This is a genomic window from Scytonema sp. PCC 10023 (assembly GCF_963920835.1).
In the GTDB taxonomy this organism is placed as follows: Bacteria; Cyanobacteriota; Cyanobacteriia; order Cyanobacteriales; family Nostocaceae; genus Kalymmatonema.
The window spans coordinates 1-20975 of record NZ_CAWUDP010000010.1 but is presented as its reverse complement, the minus strand read 5'-3'; the positions used below and the strand labels follow the sequence as shown (position 1 = coordinate 20975).

Below are 20975 nucleotides of genomic sequence, written 5' to 3'. Positions count from 1 at the left end.
TCCATTGTTTAGCAAAGATTAAGAAACTTAATTTTTAGCAACTTCACTCACAAGCGCGATATGCGATCGCGCTTCTTACTTCGTTGCAATACAGTCGGAACCCCACCCCTTAATCCCCTCCCCGCAAGCGGGGAGGGGAAGTTTTGGCGCAAGACAAAACTGGGGTGGGGTTCTTCAGGATTTATAAGCAATTAAGCAAACTTGATATTATATCATGTCCGGTTAAACACTTGTAATAAAAATACCCTGCCCCTAATCCCCAGAGGGGTTTGGTGAGTTCCCCAACCCTCCCCAAGGCATCGGGGAGGGTGCCGTTAGGCGGGTGGGGTTCTTCAGGATTTATAAGCAATTAAGCAAACTTGATATGACAAGCCCATCAGTTTTCTCAAATCCACCGAGTCTCAAATGCATCTTGCCCATCCCCATAAATTAAGTCTCCATATTCTTGCCAGTGGGCTACTTCTTCTGGGGAAAGTTGAGGTGTGTGCAAAACAGATAAGTTTTCCTCTAATTCCTGCCTGTTTTGTGGGGCGGTGAGTGCCACATGTACAGCAGGATGACGTAGCACGTAGCGGTAACAGTCTGCTGCCAGTGGTGGTTTATGCTGCCAGTTAGGATGCCCTTTCAGCAATGTCCCCCAGCGTGTACAGGTGAATGCGATCACGGGAATGCCTGCTTTTTCAGCGTTAGGGAAAACATTTTCTTCCGCTTTACGATGTGCCATGTTGTAGCGGTGCATCAAGACATCACACGCTTTGCGCTCAATCATCTCTAAGGCGATCGCTCTATTATGAGTCGTGACTCCCACGTAACGTATAAGTCCTTTGCTCTTCCATTCTTGCAATGCATCAAGCATTGCCTCAACCTGAGTCATGTCATCATCAGGAGAGATATATTCAGCAAAAAACACATCGACTTCATCGATATTTAGGCGATCGCGCACAGAGTCGAACTCATGACGCACTCTGCTCACATCTCGTTCTTGAGTTCCCGTTGCTACTAAGACTTGCTCACGCTTTGTCGTTAGTAGCAGTTTTAATCCATCCAGAAAGTTTTCAGATTCTAGATTATAGAAGAAGAAGTAATTCAGCCCTGCCTCAAACGCCTCTGCAACATAGGCAGCATCCATTGAGTCTCGCCCTGCTAAACCGAGAATACTTGCTGAAAGTCCTTGTCGTGTTGTTAGCTCCACGGTCAATTACCCACTTCTCCTATCAATTACTGTAGTACGCAAATAGGGTTCTGTACCGTTTATTATTGACACTCCTCGGGCTAAAGCCGCGAGGATTCTACACTCATCCTCGTTACTTGCTCAAGCAGGCTTTCACCAACTAGAGTAGAGGTCGCGAGTCCTGTAGCGTTACTTTGGGGTTGCCCACCCCTAGCTTGTTTTCCAAGATTCAGAATATTTATTGCTGCGTTCACGTCTCTTTGCATTTCGCATCCACAAGCACATTTATGGGTACGAGTTGAAAGAGACTTTTTCACAATTGCACCACAATCCGAACACTTTTGAGATGTCATTCTAGGATTGACAGCAACAACTGTAGTATTAAACTTTGCAGCAAAATATTCTAACCAATGACGAAATAGACTCCAAGCCACATCATTAATGGACTTGGCAAGACAATGATTTCGTACCATGCCTTTAACGTTCAAGTTTTCATAGGCGACTAAGCTGTTAAGCTTGCACACGTTACGCGCTATTACAAGCGCGTGTTCATTCCGCTGCCTACTTACTCTTAAATGCTTCTTTGCATATCGCTGTCTTGCTTTGCGTCGTTGGTTCTTTCCTTTTTCTTTTTTGTATATCTGACGTTGAGCGTGCTTAATCGCTTTTTCAGCTTTCCGTAAAAATCTTGGGTTTTCTTCATGATGTCCATTGGAATCAGAATAGAAATACTCAAGTCCTACATCAAGCCCTAACTCACCATCACCTGCTCTTGGTTCTGTTCTAACCTCAATATCAACAGCAAACTGACAATAGTAACCATCGGCTTTACGAACTAGTCGAACTCGTTTTATGGACTTAACAGGGTATGTCTGAATATCCCACTTTCCTAATAATTTGACTTCACCAATACTTTTCTTGTCAGTAAAGGTGATGCGTCTTTTAGTTGGGTTTAGTGACCACCCACTAGTCTTGTATTCAACAGAGCGGTTATCTTTCTGGAACCTTGGGAAGCCTTTTTTACCTAGCTTTTTAGACTTACAGTTGCTGTAGAATCTATCAATAGCTGACCAGGCTCTTTCTGTTGCAGCCTGACAAGCCATTGAGTTTAATTCTTCTACAAACTTAAATTCTTTACGCAGTGCTGTAGAGTAATTGTTCAAAGCAATTCTATTAATTTTTGATTCTCTGGGTGCATCTATCCAGTAACGAATAGCCTTATTTCTGATGAATTGAGTAGTACGAATAGCCTCATCAATGGCTTGATATTGCTGTTGTTTACCCTTTACTTTGTACTCTAAAACTAGCACTGCGTTATCACCTCCTTGCTTTTTCTGTTATACTCCTAATAATAACTGTTATAGGAGTAAGTGTCAAATGGCAAGAGGCAAAAAAATGCAGTTTTATTTATCTGACCAAGAATATATTTTGCTTCAAGAATACGCTGAAGACAAACAAATATCTATGGCAGAAGTATTGCGAGATTATATTAAAACTTTGCCCCAAATTAAAAAGAAAACGTGACTGTAGGCTTTAGCCTACGTTGTGGTTTTCATCCCTGGGCTGAAGCCACAGGGTTTTCAACCTACCCCTTATAAATATCCAGCTTTCCACCTTGTTGTTTGAGAGTCCCATCAATCGCTTTGAGCAGTTGGCGTAATTCATACCAAGCTATTGTACGACCATCTTCAGGGGCATAAGTCGTACGCACTACCATGCAATACAGAAGGTTCTATTACCGGACTTGATATTATTCGGTTTTTAAGCACATGAGGTATTGGATAATACACTCTTCTGGTCAAAGTATGAGGTTGCCATAATTATTAGTTACAAAAACTGGGGTGTAGGGGAGGAGAAAAGACATAGGTGGGGTGGGTGTAAGGAACATCAAGAAAAAAAATTTATGTCTGAACGCTACTTTGGGTTTCGATGAGGCATCCACAGTCGTGGATCCCCACACCGTTCGGCAGAACTCACGGCGAAGCCCCACACCCCACGCCGAGTGCGTAAGGGCAAAGCGCAGGCGCAGCCAAGCGCGTAAGCTCCCACCGGGTGAAGGCACAAAGCAGCGTGTCCGTAAGGACTCAGCGCTTTGAGCTCCCACACATCGTTTTCAAAAAAAAATGCGTTTGTTCTGCCTTGGTGCTGCATAACTATCATTTTCTGCCGGTAATGAACTAATAGTTATACGATTTACGCACTTTACTTTGAGACAGTTCGTGCATCAAGGGCACTGCACTCAGTCTTCTTGGTTGAACTGATCACAATACTGGCAATCTTTTCCATTTCTATCCCAAAACTGCATAAATTAAGCATGGTTACAGCTATTAAAAATACAAAAGGTTACCTCATTCATGCTTAACATCTGTTGGGGAAATCAAGTAAGGCTTAATGCATACAAAAAAACTTCTGGCATAGTTTGTAAGTTTATCAAATTTTCGGATTCAACAACAATTTAGCTTGTCTAAGTTTTTTTAAATTGTTACGTTTTTCAACAATTTATCGCTCAAATACAAACGATTGATTATCCAACCATCAACAACACAATATCCTAACATCAAAATTTTTCAGGAGATAAACACATGAGTTCATTAACAAAGAGAATCAACAGTAAAAATGCAAAGGAGCTACAGATTGATTTCAATCTTATTCTGATAATTTGTATATCCTTAGTAGCTATTAGTGGAATACTTAGCATTAATCCTATAATGCCAAACATTGCACAAGCATTCAATATTCCACCCCAAGAAATTGGGCTAGTAATGACAATATTTTTGATGCCAACTACAGTTGGTACTCTGATTTTTGGGGCATTAGCTGACCGTATTGGTACGAAGAAAATCCTGATTCCTTCTCTGCTAGTGTTTGGGGTTGGCGGAATATTATGCGCGTGCGCTAATAATTTTCGTAGCTTATTGGAGTGGCGGTTTTTGGCAGGTGTAGGTTCTGCTAGTTTAGAGTCTTTGGAACTCACTCTGATCAGCGATTTATATAGTGGGAAAATGCTCACTTCTGCGATGGGGTTTAACTCCGCAATGATTGGCATTGCTGCCACAGTTTATCCTCTGATTGGTGGATTCTTAGGCGAATTGAGTTGGCGATATCCGTTTTTACTATCGGTATTAGCCTTTCCAGTAGCATTGTTAATTTCTCAGAAGCTGAAGGTCGCAAGGAAGCAAAAGAATACCCAAAATTTGAATCTGGGCATCTATCTCAAAAATACCTGTGATAATATTAAGAATCCTCAAGTATTTGGGCTACTGTTTACGGTGTTTTCCTTATTCGTGATTGAGTTAGGTACTTTCTATACCTATATCCCAATTTATGCAGGAACTCAACTAGGTGCTTCAGTAGCAGAAATTGGTATTATTATTTGCTGTCAGTCAATAGCTTTTTGCTTTATTGCTTCTCAACTAGGATTTTTGGCAACTAAGCTTTCAGAAAAGAGCTTAATCATATCAGGTTTTCTTCTGTGTGGTTTGTCACTACTACTTATGCCTGCAACTCATAACACTTGGTTGCTGATCATTCCCTCTATTATATTTGGTGTATCTGCAGCCTTGGCTTTACCAACCCTGCAAGCAATGTTAGCAGGAATTGCCCCAGAAGGCTACCGCGCTGGATTTATGGCGCTGAATGTTACAGTTCAATCACTGGGAAGAGCGCTAGGTCCGTTACTTGCAGGTATTGCTTACGGTGTTTGGGGAGTTCAAGGAGTTTTTTATGCTAGTGCTGTTCTTACCATCATCACAGTTGTCGTATTTGGTTCGCTGCTAACTTCCAAAAAAACGAGAGCCGTTGAACAGCTAGAGTTATAAAACTCATTTTCGAGGCGGAAAAATTTTTATAATCGTTAGGGTCGAGAGAAAGATAACTTCTCGACCTTTTGTCTTGGAAAAAACTGTATATATTTTTCCCTTAAACAGGCGATTCTATTTGTTGCCCTAGTCTCGATGGAACCCCTGGCTTTTTGACAAGATTTTTGTTTTATAGCAATCCGGTTTGATTTTTGAAAAAATTTAAGTATCTTTCGGGTGTGCCTTGCCCACTATATCTCAATACGGTTCAGTTAAGGTTGATGTGTAAAAAATCATGTGTGTAGAGACGCTTCAAACAGCGCGTCTCTACATTGTGTTCTTGATAAGGGTTCTGGTCTTATCTGAACCGTATTGCACTATATCTAGGTTATATCTAAGTTTTGGTGAGCAAGGCACACCCTACGTGTATTTCAAAAATCTGCGGAGGAATCCTATATCAAGAAAAAATCATTCGTCAGAATTCAGAAACTAGAAAAAATAAGAAGAATTCTGTACTCCTGAGTCATGGTTCGGGTTATTGCCCTGTGGAATTTCCGCTCTTGAAAAAAGAATTCTAAGCGTAGCTGACTGAATTCCCCAAATTTATCCTTGAAATCATTGTGATTTATGTGTTCTTCTCAATCTTTGTTTTTGTGATTGATAATTAACATAGTTTATTTATAAATGACATTGTAAAGATATGTTAAGAACGCTTTCACAAAATCTTAACAATTTAGCATTAGCTCAAAAGCTAACCATACTACTACTTGTAATATTTCTGGGAGGAATTACCTTTAGTGGTATCGCTTTGGCTAATATCCTGAATTATAAAGCTCAAAATGAAATCACTTCCAATGCTTTATTGCTGTTGCGAACTCTAAACTCTGTTCGTTCTTATACAAACACTGAAGTGACTCCACACTTGCAGGCGAGTTTAGGGGATCAGGGGTTTTTACCGCAAGCTGTCCCTGCTTATTCGTCCCGTAAAGTCTTTGATGCCCTACGTAAAGATAACAATTCCTATCAGGACTTTTTGTATAAAGAAGCAATGCTAAATCCCACTAATCCTCAAGACAAGGCTGATAGCTTTGAAAAAGAAATTATACAAAATTTCGCTCTTGACAAAAATATGCAACAAACGTCAGGATTTCGTTCTTTTCAGGGAGAAAAATACTTTTATGTTGCTCGCCCCTTAGCTATCAATGATGCTAGTTGCTTGAGATGTCACAGTACCCCTGAAGTTGCACCCAAGGAAATGATTAAGATCTATGGAGATCAAAATGGTATGGGGTGGAAATTGAATGAAGTTCTGGGGACTCAAATTGTTTCTCTACCAACGAATGAAGTTTTGCAGAAAACTCGTCAATCTTTGATTTTGGTGATGGGTATTGTGACGATCATTTTTGCGATCGCTATCTACGTGGCTAATTTTTGGCTTAAGCGGTATGTTGTTCGACCCATCAAACGTGTCGTCCGCGTTGCAGAAGCTGTGAGTACCGGCGATATGGAGGCTGATTTTGAGAAAGTCTCTAATGATGAGATTGGCAGTTTGGTGGAAGCCTTTACACGTATGAAGTTGAGTTTGGTGATGGCAATTAGAAGGTTGGAACAATACCGTATAGACCATCGCGAACCCCACGATAAGTTATACTGATATTTTGCGCTGCTCCGTAGAAATCATGATTCAGCAAAAAGCGCAGAAAGAAAGTTACTTCCAAATGAACTACCCAGACCTACTTCGTAGAGGTCTGGGTTTCTGTAACCAGACCAGTAGATTTGGATTTCTGACGCTTCACGCGTCCTAGTTGCTTCAAGATCACCCGCTTGTTTACGGGTGCGTGAAGTAGAGCTAGAGACATTTACTCGTCTGCGAAGCCAGTTCCTGACTCCGACAGATTCCCTTTTGCCCAGTAAAGCATAACAAGAGCAGCAGCAATATCCCTGTCCTGTACATATCCGCAAACACTGCACTCGTGTACTCTAATGTCGAGTGTCTTCTTGTGTTGGTGTCCGCACTTAGGACAGGTTTGACTGGGCTTTACTTGACGCGTTGGCACTTCTATAAACACACCACCAATCTGCTCTACTTTGTATTTGATGGTAGTGCGAAGCATTCCAACCAAGCGATTGATTTGGAGATTCCTCATACATCTTCTTCCTCAGCAGCCGTTCGATGACTATTGGTCGAAGATGCAATCGTCATCTCACAGCACGCCATCCCCACCCAACATAATGGTTGAGGGTGGGGACTTCCGCGATACCGTTAAAAAAATCTCCAATTTGGAGTGACGCAGAAAACAATGGTGGGTTACGGCGCAATGCAAGTCCTGAATGTACAAGCTCAACTGTCGTGCGCCTAACCCACCCTACATAATGGATAATTTATTTTTTGTTACTCCCTTAGACTTGCAGGACTTACGCAAAAATTGCCAAAAAGCTTAATTTATCGTAGACGCGCACCGGCGTGCCGCAGCCTACCGCTCCTGAGCCAAGAACGCTAAGAATTCCTAGAGTGTGCGTAAGTCCTAACTTGTTTTGACTGGGACGAATTCTCATGATTTGCCCCTCTAACTCGGTCAATCAGTGCCCCTAAGTCAACAGGCAGAGTGTCACCTCTCCAAGCGACGTGTCCATCAGGTCGTACCAAAACAAAAGCACGCTCGTAAAGCTTGGCAATTTCCGGATTGTCGATTCGTTGACTAGTCAAAGGCACATTTCGTTGCTGGCAAACTTTGTGAAAGTTTTCAACGTTTTCAACTGGCTGTGTCCAGTCGAAGCACATCAGCACAAAAGCGCGACCGAACAAATCCAAAGTAGATTTTCCCGGTTCCAACCAAGCATGGGGTGCGCGATTGCCAGGATAGCTACTTTGCTGCCACTCGAAGGGGTCATCGCTAGGAGGTGTACCGTCGGGAATAATCGCATCAGACTCATAGCGGAACCCGAAGTGAACCCCAGGCGCGTCAAACTCGCGCTTGACGTTACTGCGTTCCATACCAATCGCCATATCTTTGCGGATTTGTTCACCTTCTTTTGAGTCGCTGATAATCGCTGGAGGGATAGCGCGTTTCTGGGTGCGTTGCAAATTGGCGTTGGCCGCCTCAAGGTTTCGCACTGCAATCGGACGCCGTTCAATTTCATAAGTGTCTAGTAAGTTGCTCCCAGCCCAGCCTTTTATCGTGGCGGCTAGTTTCCAACCCAAATCAGGGACATCACCCATGCCAGTGTTCATTCCAAAACCGCCAGAGGGTGAAAGTGTATGAGCGCTGTCACCGACGAAGAAGATATTTCCCACTCGGTACCTCTCTGCTACTCGGTGGGTGAGACGCCATGGAACGTTGGAAACAATCTCAAAAGGGGTATCAATTGATATGGCGGCACGGATGGCAAGAGAGGCGTCACGCACACTCCCGTCTTCTCGTGGCTTCAAAATTAAGCGATACAGTGAGTCTCCGTCTACTGCTCGCAATGGTTCCTGAACAATTGGGTTGACCAAATAATAGACCATTGCATGGTTTTTTCCCATCACAGTTGCCAGTTCAGGTGCTTTGAACACAACACTCTGAAACGCCTGGGTAGGGTGGAAGGTAGGAGCATCAACACCACAAGCCTTACGTACCGTACTGCGAGCACCATCGCAAGCTACCATGTATCGGGCGTGGATGACTTCTGTGCTTTGTGTTTCTAGGTTTGTGACATGGGCGATGATGCCTGAATCTTTCTGCTCAAAACTATCTAAGCGAGACATCAGCCGAACTGCTCCGTGTGGATATACTCCCAAGAAATTTAGGAATACCGGAGCGAACCAGTTTTGGGGACATACCTGCTCTGGCTCTGGTGTGTACTCAGGTAGTACACCTTCGGCATACGAGGGAAAGTGGGCTCGGTATATTTCGTGTCCACCAACAGATGTTACCCAGGCAATATCTAGAGTATGGTCGCTAGGCCAACCAGCATTGCGTATTTGTTGAGCAATACCCCAACGGCGGCAAAACTCCATTGAGCGGGGTCCAACTGTACTGACTTTGGGATCACTAACTACCCCATCGGTCTGGTCTATAAGAATGCAGTCCACACCTTGGTAGCGTAGTTCTACGGCCATCGCTAGACCAACAGGTCCGCCTCCGACTATTAGTACATCTGTTTGAATCTTGTTGTTGTTCATGGGATTTAGAATGGTTTATAAGTTGGTTCTTGGTTGTTAGTAAATCGAAAAGTTTTTCCCCAAGGGCTATCCCTTGGAGGTTTTTTAGTCTGTGATATTTTTATTAAGCAAATTTTTAACCAGCTAGCTGGCTTTTTATTTGTTAATACTTGCCTGATGCTTGTCCTGTAGGTCTTAGTGGGTTGAGCAATAGACCAAGTAGGTTAAAAACTGTACGTACTTTGAGCGTTTTTCGCTTCGGGGGCGATCGCCTTGAGGGCGGTATGCCAATAGGCGTGCAAACAAATTGTAACGGGCATTGCTATCAATGTTTGCATGAATTCAATATATCCAATTGACTCTAACTTGTCGTCCACTAAGAGTTGAAACTTTTGCATAATACAATGATTGATGAATCAGTCCATCTCAAAATGGAAGGTAAGCTCCAACTAAAGTTGTAATCTAAATTCAAACGTTAGATGTAAAAAATCTGGGTCAATATAGACCAATAGTTCCAACAAAAATAAAGAAAGCTGTATCCTACCACAAAGCTCCCACATTTAGAATGAAATAGCCCTGGTTATAAACCGAGATAAAATCCTTAAATTCTTTGAATTTCCCGCGTTTTTCTAGAGTAGTCAGGTCAACAATTACCTGTAAAAATGGTCTGCGAAGACCACGGTAGTAAAGTTTCATATTTTGCCTTGTTTTTTGTGAATAAAAATATGGTTGCGTGCGTTATTAACATTGCACTTTTTTACAATAGATAAATTTGATTGGGCATACATCGTCAATTCAGGAAATTGGTTTTCCAATTTTGGAAAGTCAATTATGGAGTACATGCCAAATCCATGAATAAATTGGTACAGAGCTACTCCTAATTGATTTATTTACTTGATTTTAAGGCGCATATTCGTTGCACAAACTCACAACACTACTTGCCAAGAACCACGGTGTAGTAGTCATTGAGGACTTGAACGTATCTAGAATGTTGGCTAACCATAAACCGGGCTTTGCGCGATTGCTGATATGAGCTTTTTCGAGTTCCGTAGACAGTTGACCTACAAGTGCCAACTGTATGGTTCCAAGCTGGTTGTAGTTGACCAATGGTTTGCCTCGAGTAAAACTTGTTCAAATTGCGGAACCAAAAAGAAAACACTCACTTTGGATGAGCGAGTGTTTGAATGTGGTCATTGCGGATTCAGTGTAGACAGAGACTTGAACGCAGCAATCAATTTGAAGCGAAGCGGTTCCTCTTAGGAACTAGAACGCGGTCAGTTAGATCGTATGAGCCTGTGGACTGGTCTTGTTGCCGACTTCTCCAGTCCTGTTGCAGGAAATAAACGAAGCTCAAAGTCATTCAACTAGTACAAGTTATCTTTGGCGAGAATTGTCCAATTGTGGGTAGCTTTGGGCAGGCTTTATGTAACGGAAAACTGAACCAGTACGCGAATTGCCTAAGCAGGAGATAGATTGGGAGGCTATCTCAAACGAGCAATTGAGAAATATGAAAGCACCAAGCGCGGTGGAGGAAAAGATTTATCGGGCGTTTCGTGCTACAGCCAACTACAACGACAATGCCCCAAGCAACGATGACCGCTGGTACATTGGCAGTGTCACCCTAAGTTCAGTCTCAGGGTGCAACAGACAAGCTGTAGGGGATTGAGTGAAGAGTCATCAGCACATAGTTGATGACCATAACAACAAGTACCGGTTAGGGCAGTATCACAACAAGCGCCATAAAGGAGTTGAAATCACGGGATTGGTCAAGTTGTGGAAAAAAGACCAACCGTCGGACGCACCTTAGTCGTGCAGAATCCGGTCAAGCGGTGGGTATTTTGGTGGAAGTGGCTTGAGGCATTTGTACCGGAGGTTTAGCTCCGACCACTCGGCGCAAATCTCGCCAGATTTGAGTAGCAGCCAATGCCCCGTCCGCTGCGGCAACTACAATTTGATTGAGTCCGACTTTGAGATCGCCGATCGCAAAGATGCGAGGATGGGAGGTACGTGCCATTTTATCAGTGACCAAATTGTCGCCCTGCTTTTCTAGATTGAACTTCTCTAGATAATCAGCGTGATACTTCGATCCCATTGAAATCAATCCAGCATCTAGCTCTATCACCCTGCCATCTTCTAGTTCCACACCGCTCATCTGATGGTCTTCACCGAGGAATTGCTTGATTGGGGTTTCAACCACCTGATAGCCCTGCTCTTGTAATTTCTGACGCAACTCATCTGCGACTTCAAACAGTCCCTGAGTGAACAACGTGATATGAGGGGTAAACCAACCGAGTGAAAAAACTACTTCCGCATTGCTGAGACTGCTGGCAAATACTCCCACTTTTTTATCATTCATTTCATAACCATCACAAATTAAACAGACGTGCAGATTGTAGCCTGCATAGTCATACACGTTTCGCATATTGTCTAAGTTAGGTAAGTAGTCAATGATGCCACTGGCAGCAACCAGGTACTTTGAGCGGAATGTCTGAGAGATACTGTCCTGTCTGCCAATTTTGACCCGCACAGCAAAAGTTTCTCCCTCATCTACGATGTCCTCTACAAAGCCATCCAGCATATCACCGCCGAGCGAGAGGTAGTGTTCCTTACCTTGCCGCAGTAAAGATCGCCCTGGGGTATCCGGTGGCAATCCGAGATAGTTATGGAGTTCTTGCATCCAGAAGGAACGGGCTTTGCCTTTGTCGATAATCAAACTCGAAAGAAGATAGCGTTGCAGGTAAATGCCAACAGACAACCCACCTGCTCCACCACCAACAACAATCACGTCATAAACATGATCAGCACGTTCTGAGAGATTTTGCTTTGTCAGTTTCATAGCACGCTCCAAGATGCGATTGCTTTCTACAAATCAATCCTGATTAGGCACAAATACGAAACAACAACAAATTAATGATTGTGTTTCAGTTGACATTTTGACTAGCTATGGATGCTTACAGCATACCGTTCCATCACTCTCTTGACAGAAAAAAAAGAATCGTTGCTACACAAGAGTTCCAAGCAACACTGATTATATAGCGCTTCTTGTTTGATCGTTAGTTAAGGGTGATGGTTCTACAGTAGTTTGTACCATAATTTTGCAACCTTCACGTTATAAGAACGACGCATGAAGAGTAGCAAGCACGCTATGTGCTTACTACAAACCAAGATTAAGAAAGCAGTTATTTTTTTGATGCTTTTAAAAGGAAAATACTGTACGGAGTGTACCTGTCACAATTGTGCCGTTGCTTTCTTCATTTCCTGCATGGTTAATCACTTGAACTGTTGGTGTGACTTGAATATTTTGGCTAAACGGGTAGTTATAAAACGCCTCGAAATTGGTCTGAGTTGAATCGCCGATTTGATTGACAACAAATGGCTGACCAACAGCAATTCCTGCTAAAGCACCGCGTGTAAACAAATCTCGCACCCCAACCCCTGCCATCCAGTAATTGGGTTTGATGTCGCCATAGTTAGTGGTGTTATCAAAGTTACCATAACCGTAGCGACCAAAAATACCAAACTTTTCTGCGAGTGTCAGTTCAACATTCACACCATAGCTATCAAAGCGGTTGCTGAATAGTTCGCCACCACTATATTGCAGACGTACGGCGAATGCCCTGGAAGGGGCATATTCTAGTTCTACAGTACCTTGAAAAGTATCTCCAAAAAAGCCGCGATCGCCTGTATTAACATTAGGAGGACCACCACCAGGAGGAGCACCAGCAGCAGCAAATTGCCTAGGATATAGTATATTTATGAATGGTGAAAGACCCTGAAGCACTCCCGGTCCCTGTTGGGTAGGATTGGCTGGGTCTGTTGCGGCATACAACGCCCGCAGAGAAAATGGTCCATTACCAGGTTTCCAATCAATTGCTGCCCCTGCACTCGCACCGTTAATTGGGAACAGAACAAAGTTATTTACAAAAGCTAGAGTGCTAAAGTCTCGGAAGCTGAGGTAAGCGTAACTGTTGAAGTCAACAAAATCGGTTGGGAAAAAACTTGGACCAACAGAGACCCTAAAGTCTTTAGCGAGTAGAAAGCTGTAATACAGTCTGCTGATCTCTATATCACCATTTGTGGGTGGCTTGACTGAGTAGTCTAAAACACTGCCAAAATTTGGCTCGAGTAAACCCGCAGCATTGTCTTTCCCAGCATCAACTGGTCGATCACTAAGACCACTTCCAGTGTCAAGGCGAATTTTCAGCAAGTCGGTTCCATAGAAGCTGGTGTTTAAATCGACACCTGCTCGGAACAAGATTGTGGGATTAGGTTGGCTGGTGATTTGATTACCTCTGGGGTTAGCAGGGTCAACTCTGACAGCGGGGTCAATAATGCGATCGCCCGAAAACCCACCAGCATTCACAGAGATAATTGCCTGACCTTGCAGCTTGGTCGTTGTAGAAAACTGATTGGCTTCCAGTTCCGCTGTACGTGCTTCTAGCACATCTACCCGACCTCGTAAAGTTGCTAACTCAGCAGTAAACTCTTCCTGTAGCTTTTGCAAAGTTGCTAAGTCTTCTTTTCTGACCAAATCTGTTGTTGCAGTCGCTATCAGTTCATTAATGCGGTTCAAGCAAGCATTGAGTCCAGCTGCAAACTCATAACGTGTCATCGCGCGATTCCCGCGATAAGTACCATTAGGATACCCAGCGATACAACCATAGCGTTCAACCAGTGACTGCAATGCCTGAAATGCCCAATCAGTAGGTTGGACATCACTCAGTTGATTAACATTTGTCACTTGACTTATTCCAGGCGTGCTTTTTTTTCCCTGGTTTTGACTGACGAAGTTTCCTGCATTACCTGAAGCGGAAGGTATTTCACCGGGTTGGACGTTACTCAGTTGATTGACATTTGTCACCTGATTCATTTCAGGTGTGTTTTTTTGAACCTGATTTTGACTGACTAAATTTGCTGCATCATTTGAAGCTGAAGGTATTTGCGCCCTTGTTGAATGGGTTCCTAAAAGTAATAAACTCAGCAGGCTGACTCCAGAAGCAATTGTATGAGCCAGAAATTTTTCGTAAACTTGAGGCTTTACAGTAGTATTTTCAGACACTTTCTTCTTCTGCATCTCGTTAATTTTGATATCAAAAATTAAATTTTTGTGTGAGGAAAAATGATAATAATTTTAGGCAGTTTGAAACTAAAGTGCCTAAAGTTGAAAAGAGTCGTTTAACGACAAACTTATTATCTAATAAAACTAACTAAAAAAAGCAGAAAATATCTTAAAATTACAATTTTGAGCATATTGCATGATGTTTTCAACCTCACAACCAATTATTTATAGCAATCCTATCTAATTTGTGTGAAATTGCCTGCGCGATCACCAAATTCCCGACTTCTTCAAGAAGTCGGGAATCTTGTTGTTCACGAATGATTTAGGACTCCTATATCAGCGTTAAAAAGTATCCAAGAATTTCGCAACTGTATGCACATCCTTGTCACCACGTCCAGAACAGTTGATAACAATTCTGGGGCTACCAGTCAGTTGCGGACAAAGAGTTTCTAGGAAAGCAATGGCGTGGGATGTTTCCAGTGCCGGAATAATTCCTTCGAGTTGCGACAGACGCTTAAATGCCTCCAATGCCTGCTGGTCAGTTATACTGTAATATTCAGCACGTTGAACATCCTTTAAATAACTATGTTCTGGACCGACACCGGGATAATCTAACCCAGCACTGACAGAGTGTGCTTCGACAATTTGACCATCGCCATCTTGCAGAACATAACTCATTGCTCCGTGCAAAACACCAGGTCTACCAAGTGTCAAAGTTGCCGCGTGTTTTTCCGTATCAATCCCTTCACCTGCTGCCTCAATTCCGATCAAGCGTACAGATGGTTCGTTGACAAATTCATGGAAAAGCCCAATAGCATTGGAACCTCCACCAACACAAGCAAGCAGAATATCGGGTAGTCCGCCCCATTTTTCTTGGGACTGGGCGCGAGTTTCCTTACCAATGATCGCTTGAAAATCTCGCACCATCATTGGGTAGGGATGGGGTCCAGCAACGGAACCTAAAATGTAGTGAGTGGTTTCTACATTCGTCACCCAATCCCGAATTGCTTCACTCGTCGCATCCTTGAGGGTTCCGGTTCCCGCCTCTACAGGACTGACTTCTGCCCCCATCAATCGCATCCGAAACACATTCAGGGCTTGTCGTTCCATGTCATGGATGCCCATGTAAATCAGGCACTTTAAGCCAAAACGGGCGCAGACTGTCGCGGTTGCAACACCATGCTGACCTGCTCCGGTTTCCGCAATAATCCGCTGTTTGCCCATACGTTTCGCGAGTAACACCTGAGCTAAGGCGTTATTAATTTTGTGAGCGCCTGTATGGTTTAAATCTTCCCGTTTTAAGTAAATTTGCGGTCCAGTGCCATCTGGCTTGGCATAGTGCTTAGTGAGACGTTCCGCAAAGTAGAGGGGAGTAGCGCGTCCAACGTAGTCGCGTAAGAGTGCCTGTAGTTCGTTTTGAAAATCCGGGTCGTTGCGGTATTGCTGATACGCGGCTTCTAATTCACTGAGTGCCGGCATTAATGTTTCAGGTACGTACTTACCCCCAAATTGACCAAACCGACCGAGGATATCTGGTTGTTGATGAGTCTGTGGAGTAGAAAGATTCGTGTTTTCAGTGTTTGCTAACATGGAATTTCCTAAATTTGTAATGTGGTTGGAATTTTCAGGGCTTACGCGAATTTATAGCGCTTCTCGTTTGAATGAAGTCATTCTTTATCTGTGTCCATCTGTGTCCATCTGTGGTTCTTATTTCTTGATGTATTTCATTCAACACCACCAAGCGCTATATTCAAGCGCAGTAGGCAACACAGAGAAAAAGATGGCGTAAGCCCAAAATGGTTAATTTTTAATTTTTACAGTGGGGGTAATAGATGCCTTCAAATCGTTACAAAAATCTCTAATAGCTCGCAGCCCGCGATATGGTGTAGTTTCTCCCAAACGTTGCACAAAGGCGCTTCCCACAATCACTGCATCTGCGCCCCAGTCCTTAACTTGACGAGCTTGTTCTGGAGTGGAGATACCAAAACCAACAGCAATTGGCTTGTCAGTTACACTGCGGATTTCTTGGAGTACATCTTTAACGCGCGTTTGCAACTCAGAGCGTACACCTGTAACACCTGTGACACTAACTAGGTAAATAAAACCACGAGATTGACGGGCGATCGCCTCAATTCGTTCTTTTGAGCTGTTAGGAGTCACTAACAATGTGACTTCAATCCCTTCAGTATCAGCAGACTGTAACAAATCATCTGCTTCTTCCAAAGGTAAATCGGGTACAACCAACCCCTTGATTCCAGAAGCTGCAACTTGCTTAAGAAACTGCTGGACGCCCAAATTTAAAATTGGGTTGTAATAAGTAAACAGGATGATAGGCGATCGCAACTTACGAGTAGCTGACTGCGCCATTTCTAAAACATGAGCTAAGCGAGTCCCCCCCTTAAGGGCGCGAGTCGCAGCCGCTTGAATCACAGGTCCATCAGCCAATGGGTCAGAATAGGGAACTCCCAGTTCAATGAAATCTGCACCACTAGCATCCAAAATTCCCAACGCTTCGGCTGTTGTTTCCAAATCAGGATCGCCAGCTGTAATAAAAGGAATTAAAGCGCATTGGTTTTGTGCGCGTAAAGATTCAAAGTGTCCGGAGATAGTACTCATCTTAATTAATTACCGAAAGCCAACAATAAGTTAATAGGGGAAAGACAGAATCAAAAATGCAATATTCAAGATCAATGAATCCTTAATTCCTTGACAGCTTGCTCCAAATCAGCTTGCTTAACCAAAGATTCTCCAATCAATACAGCTTCAGCTCCCGCTTGGGCGACAAAAGCTAAATCAGAAGATGTATACAAACCAGACTCACTGACAACCGTAATGTCTAAACTTTTTAACTTTTCTTTACGTTCTGACAACAAGTGTTTAGTCGTTTCTAAGTCAAGGTTAAAGTCTTCCAAATTGCGGTTGTTAATGCCGACGAGTTGCACATTTGATAATGCCAGCACTCGGTCAAGTTCAGTTAAAGTATGGACTTCCACCAAGGCAGTCATGCCTAAATCATGAACAATGTGCAGGAAATCTTGCAGCGTTTCGTCACTTAAGATAGCTGCAATCAGTAGCACTGCATCTGCACCATTGACTCGTGCTTTGTAAATTTGGTAAGGGTCTATGACAAACTCTTTGCAAAGTAGTGGCAACCCTACACTGTTTCTAATAAGTCGCAAATTTTCAAAACTGCCTTGAAAAAATTTCTCGTCAGTTAACACAGAAATACAACTTGCACCACCTCGCTCATATGCAGAAGCAATTTTCACCGGTTCAAAATCAGCACGAATGACTCCTTTACTTGGTGAGGCTTTCTTGACCTCCGCAATAATGCTGGGCTTGATGGGATTTTGGCGTAAAGCATTCAAGAAATTTCGCACAGCAGGAGCAAGGCTAATTTGAAGTTTTAAATCGGAAAACGGCAGTTGCTCTTTCATGACGGCAACTTCTTGCTGTTTGTGCCAAACAATTTCTTCGAGAATATGGCGCGGTTTGGCGGACTGTGCAGTTATTTCTGGTTGAGAGTGATAATTCAGCATCTTTTTTTATAGCGGTTATGAGTTGGGCGTTGCATATTTACGGGATGAACAAGCATTTTTTGTGGGATGGACTGGGCAGCCCGTCCGCTTTTGGCTCATTCCCAGCCTGAGGCTGGGAACGCAGCCTTGGGAGGCTCTGCCTGCCTTAGGGACTTCCAAATTAAAAAATATCCAACTTTTTTTGTGGGATGGGCTTCTAGCCCGTCCTATAAACTGGGCGGGCTTTCTGGCCCACCCCACTCATATTGAATAATTTATTTTTTGGAAGTCCCTTATGAGCGGCAGAGCCGCTTCAAGGGCATTTCCAGGTGAAACCTGGAAACCAGATTTTAGAAGGGTTTTGGCTTAAGTTGACACGCATGGGCTAAGTTCCCCCCTTTGTAAGGGGGGGCAGGGGGGGATCTTATGCAACGAGTGAAGAGGGAAGTTTGCTAGTGAATGCACGTACTACGTTTGTTACAATTGTTAATCCGACTCCTTCTGCCAAAGTCATGATAGATTCTGGATGGAACTGAACACCAGCAATTGGTAGTGTTTGATGCTCAATGCCCATAATCACACCATCCGCAGACATAGCTGTCACTTTGAGTTCTGCAGGTAGGCTTTCTGGTAGTGCATACAATGAGTGGTATCTACCAACTTCAAACGATTGTGGTAAGCCTTTAAAGGCAACAGAATCTGGATCAACAACAGATACCTGAGATACCTTGCCATGCTGGGGATAATCCAAAACTCCCAGTTTTCCACCGTGTGCCTCGACTATTGACTGTAATCCCAAACACACCCCAAATATAGGAATTTCCCGTTTTTTACAGGCTGCAATTGTATCTGCAACACGGAAGTCACTTGGTTTTCCAGGACCAGGAGATAAAACAACCAAGTCGGGTTTTTCTGTATCAAAAACTGATTCTGCAAAACCATGCCGTAGTGTTGTCACTGTAGCACCGGTTTGACGGATGTAATTTGCTAAGGTGTGAACAAATGAGTCTTCATAGTCAACCAGCAAGACACGCTTGAGCGCCCCTGGATTCGCTTCTTGAATGTCAAGGTTTGACAATATTGGCAAATCTGCACTCTTATGAATTACTGTACGAAGTGTTTGGAATAAGGCACCAGCTTTAGTAAGAGTTTCTTGTGCCTCGGCTTCTGGTTCTGAGTCATAAAGAACCGTTGCACCGACTCGCACCTGTGCAACTGAGTCCTTGAGTCGGATAGTTCGTAAAATCAAACCAGTATTCAAATTGCCTTTAAAACTTAAGCCTCCAACAGCTCCACCATACCAACGTCTGGGGCTGCGCTCATTTTGTTCGAGAAACTGCATCGCAGAACGTTTTGGTGCTCCTGTGACTGTAACTGCCCACAAATGGGTGAGGAATGCATCCAAAGCATCAGCTTCCGGTTTCAGTATACCTTCGACATGGTCTACTGTATGGATAAGATGGCTGTACATTTCAATTTGGCGACGACCAATGACTCGCACAGACCCTGGCTCACAAATTCGCGACTTATCGTTGCGGTCTACGTCGGTACACATGGTGAGTTCAGATTCATCTTTGCGCGAGTTCAGCAGTTTCTGAATTTGCGCCGCATCAGTAATTGCATCTTGTCCCCGGCGAATCGTACCACTGATTGGGCAAGTTTCAACACGTCTGCCGTCAACACGCACAAACATTTCTGGAGATGCACCAATCAGATATTCTCCACCTAAATTAAAGATAAATCCATAGGGACTGGGATTAATCTCCTTGAGAATTCGGAAAAGTTCGGTTGGCGATTTTTCGCAGGCTTGAAAGAAGCTTTGACTGGGAACAACCTCAAATAAATCGCCACGACGGAAGTAATCGAGGGCTTTGGTGACTTGTTCTTCATATTCACCTGGTGCATGGTCAGAGGCTTGAGTGACACTGAGGCGCTGACCTCGGTAATCCATAACTTCACCTTTGCGAGGTAAATCCCTAGTGCTACCAATCTTGGTTACGAAATCATACTGCAAACGAAATGCCTGTTGTAGGTGGTAGTCAACAACTAACAATTCATCAGGCAGATATAGTACCAAATCCCTTTGGTCTGCTGCACGTTCCAGATGCTTTGGCATTTGCTCAAACTGGAAAACCAAGTCATAGCCAAATGCGCCATAAAGTCCCAGATTTTCGTCTTCCTGACTGTAGAAGACAGATAATATCTCGCGAACCACACTGAAAACAGATGGTTGTCTGCTGCGTTCTTCTTCTGAAAATAAACGTTCTGTTGGTTTGACGGAACCGATGATTTGGTTGTTGTCTTTATTTACGGCTTGAAGGTATGGTTGGTCCAACAAACACTCTGCTAGATAATCTAGCAGCACTTTGCCTCGCTCGTTATGCGCCGTAATGGTAAAAGTGTTGTCGCGGGTAACAAGTTCTAAAGGTGGATTGACAAAACCGATCGCCCATCTTTTATACCGTCCTGGATATTCGTAGCTACTTGCCAGCAAGCCGCCGCGTTGGGAATCCAGACGTACCAAAACCTCCTCAATGGCGGAATCTATGGAAGTATTAGTTACAGTTCGTGATACAAATATTCCACCTTGAGTTGTGTAAGAGTGAGTATCAAATTGCATCAGTTTTACCTCTGAAAGCTAATTTAAAAAATCATTACCAGGATAGGTTGGCTACTTGGTGGCATTCCCTGCAAGACACTGGTTAAAATCTGACGTTGACCATCATTTTTTTGTGAGTGACTGTGGGTTGACAACAACTACTAATAAATAGGTGCAATTAAATGTGACTTATGCAGTTATAAGAAGAAATAAATGATTCTGGAGGATTTCGCATCAAATTATGTATTGCGTCTATTTTCATTGCCGATATCCACAAAGAAATTGATAGAGTCTCGGCAAATTTGTCAAGTAGTTTGTACAAAGATTTATGAGAATGTAACAGCAGTGTCAATTTTGGATTTGGGATAGGAAAATCCCAGCGAATAGATCGTCTAGATGGTCTGTGTGGATTCATTTATAGTCAAACTGAAAAAATAATACGCGCACATGATTGCTTTGATGGAATAATTTCAGGATGATTAAAGAATCATGGGTAAGCAAATCAATCAAGGAATTGGTGTCAACGTGAAATTACTTACCCGTTACAAACCACATACAATCAAGCAATTCAAACAGCCATACTCGCAGGGACTTTAGCAGCAAATGATGTCGCATTTCTCAAGGCTGACTTTGTTCCACGTCCGAAGAATTGAGCAAGAGGAGCGAGTTCTTGCATCAGTTCGATAA

The 20975-nt window shown here is 43.2% G+C and carries 17 protein-coding genes and 1 pseudogene; 5 read left to right on the top strand and 13 right to left on the bottom strand.

Features of this window, described 5'->3' with window-relative positions; translation table 11 throughout:
* Window positions 1-385: 385 nt before the first annotated feature.
* Together ACM0OZ_RS08395 and ACM0OZ_RS08390 are read right to left on the bottom strand one after the other, a co-directional pair.
* Window positions 386-1192, bottom strand: a complete 807-nt coding sequence (locus tag ACM0OZ_RS08395) for an aldo/keto reductase (RefSeq protein WP_414582336.1) — start codon at window positions 1190-1192, stop codon at window positions 386-388.
* Window positions 1193-1272: 80 nt separating this feature from the next.
* Complete coding sequence (locus ACM0OZ_RS08390) at window positions 1273-2481, bottom strand: RNA-guided endonuclease InsQ/TnpB family protein (RefSeq protein WP_414582335.1); 1209 nt, start codon at window positions 2479-2481, stop codon at window positions 1273-1275.
* 67 nt (window positions 2482-2548) lie between these two features.
* On the opposite strand from ACM0OZ_RS08390, the gene ACM0OZ_RS08385 reads away from it, so the two are divergent.
* Entirely contained in the window at window positions 2549-2695 is a 147-nt protein-coding gene (locus ACM0OZ_RS08385; protein WP_096563784.1) for a DNA-binding protein, read from the top strand.
* A 61-nt stretch (window positions 2696-2756) separates the two neighbouring features.
* On the opposite strand, the gene ACM0OZ_RS08380 is transcribed toward ACM0OZ_RS08385, so the two are convergent.
* The gene (locus ACM0OZ_RS08380; RefSeq protein WP_414582334.1) at window positions 2757-2888 is read right to left on the bottom strand and encodes a hypothetical protein; all 132 of its coding nucleotides are present in this window, start codon (window positions 2886-2888) and stop codon (window positions 2757-2759) included.
* A gap of 865 nt (window positions 2889-3753) precedes the next feature.
* On the opposite strand from ACM0OZ_RS08380, the gene ACM0OZ_RS08375 reads away from it, so the two are divergent.
* Window positions 3754-4989: an MFS transporter gene (locus ACM0OZ_RS08375; RefSeq protein WP_414582333.1), complete on the top strand. Its 1236-nt coding sequence runs from the start codon at window positions 3754-3756 to the stop codon at window positions 4987-4989.
* A gap of 679 nt (window positions 4990-5668) precedes the next feature.
* Window positions 5669-6622, top strand: a complete 954-nt coding sequence (locus ACM0OZ_RS08370) for a c-type heme family protein (protein WP_414582332.1) — start codon at window positions 5669-5671, stop codon at window positions 6620-6622.
* A gap of 205 nt (window positions 6623-6827) precedes the next feature.
* On the opposite strand, the gene ACM0OZ_RS08365 is transcribed toward ACM0OZ_RS08370, so the two are convergent.
* From ACM0OZ_RS08365 to ACM0OZ_RS08350, 4 genes and pseudogenes are all read right to left on the bottom strand, one after another.
* Entirely contained in the window at window positions 6828-7115 is a 288-nt protein-coding gene (locus ACM0OZ_RS08365) for a zinc ribbon domain-containing protein (RefSeq protein ID WP_414582331.1), read from the bottom strand.
* 350 nt (window positions 7116-7465) lie between these two features.
* Complete coding sequence (locus tag ACM0OZ_RS08360; protein ID WP_414582330.1) at window positions 7466-9133, bottom strand: FAD-dependent monooxygenase; 1668 nt, start codon at window positions 9131-9133, stop codon at window positions 7466-7468.
* Between the two features lie 151 nt (window positions 9134-9284).
* A pseudogene (locus ACM0OZ_RS08355) lies at window positions 9285-9402 on the bottom strand (anthranilate phosphoribosyltransferase); the annotation flags it as partial.
* A gap of 250 nt (window positions 9403-9652) precedes the next feature.
* A complete protein-coding gene (locus tag ACM0OZ_RS08350; protein ID WP_414582448.1) occupies window positions 9653-9808 on the bottom strand; it encodes a hypothetical protein in 156 nt (51 codons plus the stop codon).
* A gap of 333 nt (window positions 9809-10141) precedes the next feature.
* Here ACM0OZ_RS08350 and ACM0OZ_RS08345 point away from each other — a divergent pair, with 333 nt between their 5' ends.
* Both ACM0OZ_RS08345 and ACM0OZ_RS08340 read left to right on the top strand, forming a co-directional pair.
* Window positions 10142-10372, top strand: coding sequence for a zinc ribbon domain-containing protein (locus tag ACM0OZ_RS08345; RefSeq protein WP_414582329.1), 231 nt, complete (start codon window positions 10142-10144; stop codon window positions 10370-10372).
* A 247-nt stretch (window positions 10373-10619) separates the two neighbouring features.
* Window positions 10620-10778: a hypothetical protein gene (locus ACM0OZ_RS08340; protein ID WP_414582328.1), complete on the top strand. Its 159-nt coding sequence runs from the start codon at window positions 10620-10622 to the stop codon at window positions 10776-10778.
* A 156-nt stretch (window positions 10779-10934) separates the two neighbouring features.
* Here the strand turns inward: ACM0OZ_RS08340 and ACM0OZ_RS08335 are convergent, their stop codons facing one another.
* The 6 genes from ACM0OZ_RS08335 to ACM0OZ_RS08310 all read right to left on the bottom strand — a co-directional run bounded on the left by ACM0OZ_RS08335 (window position 10935) and on the right by ACM0OZ_RS08310 (window position 20309).
* Window positions 10935-11948: an NAD(P)/FAD-dependent oxidoreductase gene (locus ACM0OZ_RS08335; protein ID WP_414582327.1), complete on the bottom strand. Its 1014-nt coding sequence runs from the start codon at window positions 11946-11948 to the stop codon at window positions 10935-10937.
* A 360-nt stretch (window positions 11949-12308) separates the two neighbouring features.
* Window positions 12309-14171 (bottom strand): iron uptake porin, encoded by a 1863-nt coding sequence (locus ACM0OZ_RS08330; protein ID WP_414582326.1) that lies wholly within the window; start codon window positions 14169-14171, stop codon window positions 12309-12311.
* A 342-nt stretch (window positions 14172-14513) separates the two neighbouring features.
* Window positions 14514-15761, bottom strand: coding sequence for a tryptophan synthase subunit beta (trpB, locus tag ACM0OZ_RS08325; RefSeq protein WP_414582325.1), 1248 nt, complete (start codon window positions 15759-15761; stop codon window positions 14514-14516).
* A gap of 210 nt (window positions 15762-15971) precedes the next feature.
* A complete protein-coding gene (trpA, locus tag ACM0OZ_RS08320; RefSeq protein ID WP_414582324.1) occupies window positions 15972-16787 on the bottom strand; it encodes a tryptophan synthase subunit alpha in 816 nt (271 codons plus the stop codon).
* Window positions 16788-16858: 71 nt separating this feature from the next.
* The gene (gene trpC / locus ACM0OZ_RS08315; RefSeq protein ID WP_414582323.1) at window positions 16859-17710 is read right to left on the bottom strand and encodes an indole-3-glycerol phosphate synthase TrpC; all 852 of its coding nucleotides are present in this window, start codon (window positions 17708-17710) and stop codon (window positions 16859-16861) included.
* Window positions 17711-18113: 403 nt separating this feature from the next.
* Window positions 18114-20309, bottom strand: coding sequence for an anthranilate synthase (locus ACM0OZ_RS08310; protein WP_414582322.1), 2196 nt, complete (start codon window positions 20307-20309; stop codon window positions 18114-18116).
* Window positions 20310-20975 lie beyond the last annotated feature (666 nt).

What these genes read in the sequence shown, in the direction of transcription:
- ACM0OZ_RS08385 (WP_096563784.1), top strand. Translation starts at nt 2,549, where the DNA reads ATGGCAAGAGGCAAAAAAATGCAGTTTTATTTATCTGACCAAGAATAT.
- ACM0OZ_RS08380 (WP_414582334.1), bottom strand. Translation starts at nt 2,888, where the DNA reads ATGGTAGTGCGTACGACTTATGCCCCTGAAGATGGTCGTACAATAGCT.
- ACM0OZ_RS08375 (WP_414582333.1), top strand. Translation starts at nt 3,754, where the DNA reads ATGAGTTCATTAACAAAGAGAATCAACAGTAAAAATGCAAAGGAGCTA.
- ACM0OZ_RS08370 (WP_414582332.1), top strand. Translation starts at nt 5,669, where the DNA reads ATGTTAAGAACGCTTTCACAAAATCTTAACAATTTAGCATTAGCTCAA.
- ACM0OZ_RS08365 (WP_414582331.1), bottom strand. Translation starts at nt 7,115, where the DNA reads ATGAGGAATCTCCAAATCAATCGCTTGGTTGGAATGCTTCGCACTACC.
- ACM0OZ_RS08360 (WP_414582330.1), bottom strand. Translation starts at nt 9,133, where the DNA reads ATGAACAACAACAAGATTCAAACAGATGTACTAATAGTCGGAGGCGGA.
- ACM0OZ_RS08350 (WP_414582448.1), bottom strand. Translation starts at nt 9,808, where the DNA reads ATGAAACTTTACTACCGTGGTCTTCGCAGACCATTTTTACAGGTAATT.
- ACM0OZ_RS08345 (WP_414582329.1), top strand. Translation starts at nt 10,142, where the DNA reads ATGAGCTTTTTCGAGTTCCGTAGACAGTTGACCTACAAGTGCCAACTG.
- ACM0OZ_RS08340 (WP_414582328.1), top strand. Translation starts at nt 10,620, where the DNA reads ATGAAAGCACCAAGCGCGGTGGAGGAAAAGATTTATCGGGCGTTTCGT.
- ACM0OZ_RS08335 (WP_414582327.1), bottom strand. Translation starts at nt 11,948, where the DNA reads ATGAAACTGACAAAGCAAAATCTCTCAGAACGTGCTGATCATGTTTAT.
- trpB (WP_414582325.1), bottom strand. Translation starts at nt 15,761, where the DNA reads ATGTTAGCAAACACTGAAAACACGAATCTTTCTACTCCACAGACTCAT.
- trpA (WP_414582324.1), bottom strand. Translation starts at nt 16,787, where the DNA reads ATGAGTACTATCTCCGGACACTTTGAATCTTTACGCGCACAAAACCAA.
- trpC (WP_414582323.1), bottom strand. Translation starts at nt 17,710, where the DNA reads ATGCTGAATTATCACTCTCAACCAGAAATAACTGCACAGTCCGCCAAA.
- ACM0OZ_RS08310 (WP_414582322.1), bottom strand. Translation starts at nt 20,309, where the DNA reads ATGCAATTTGATACTCACTCTTACACAACTCAAGGTGGAATATTTGTA.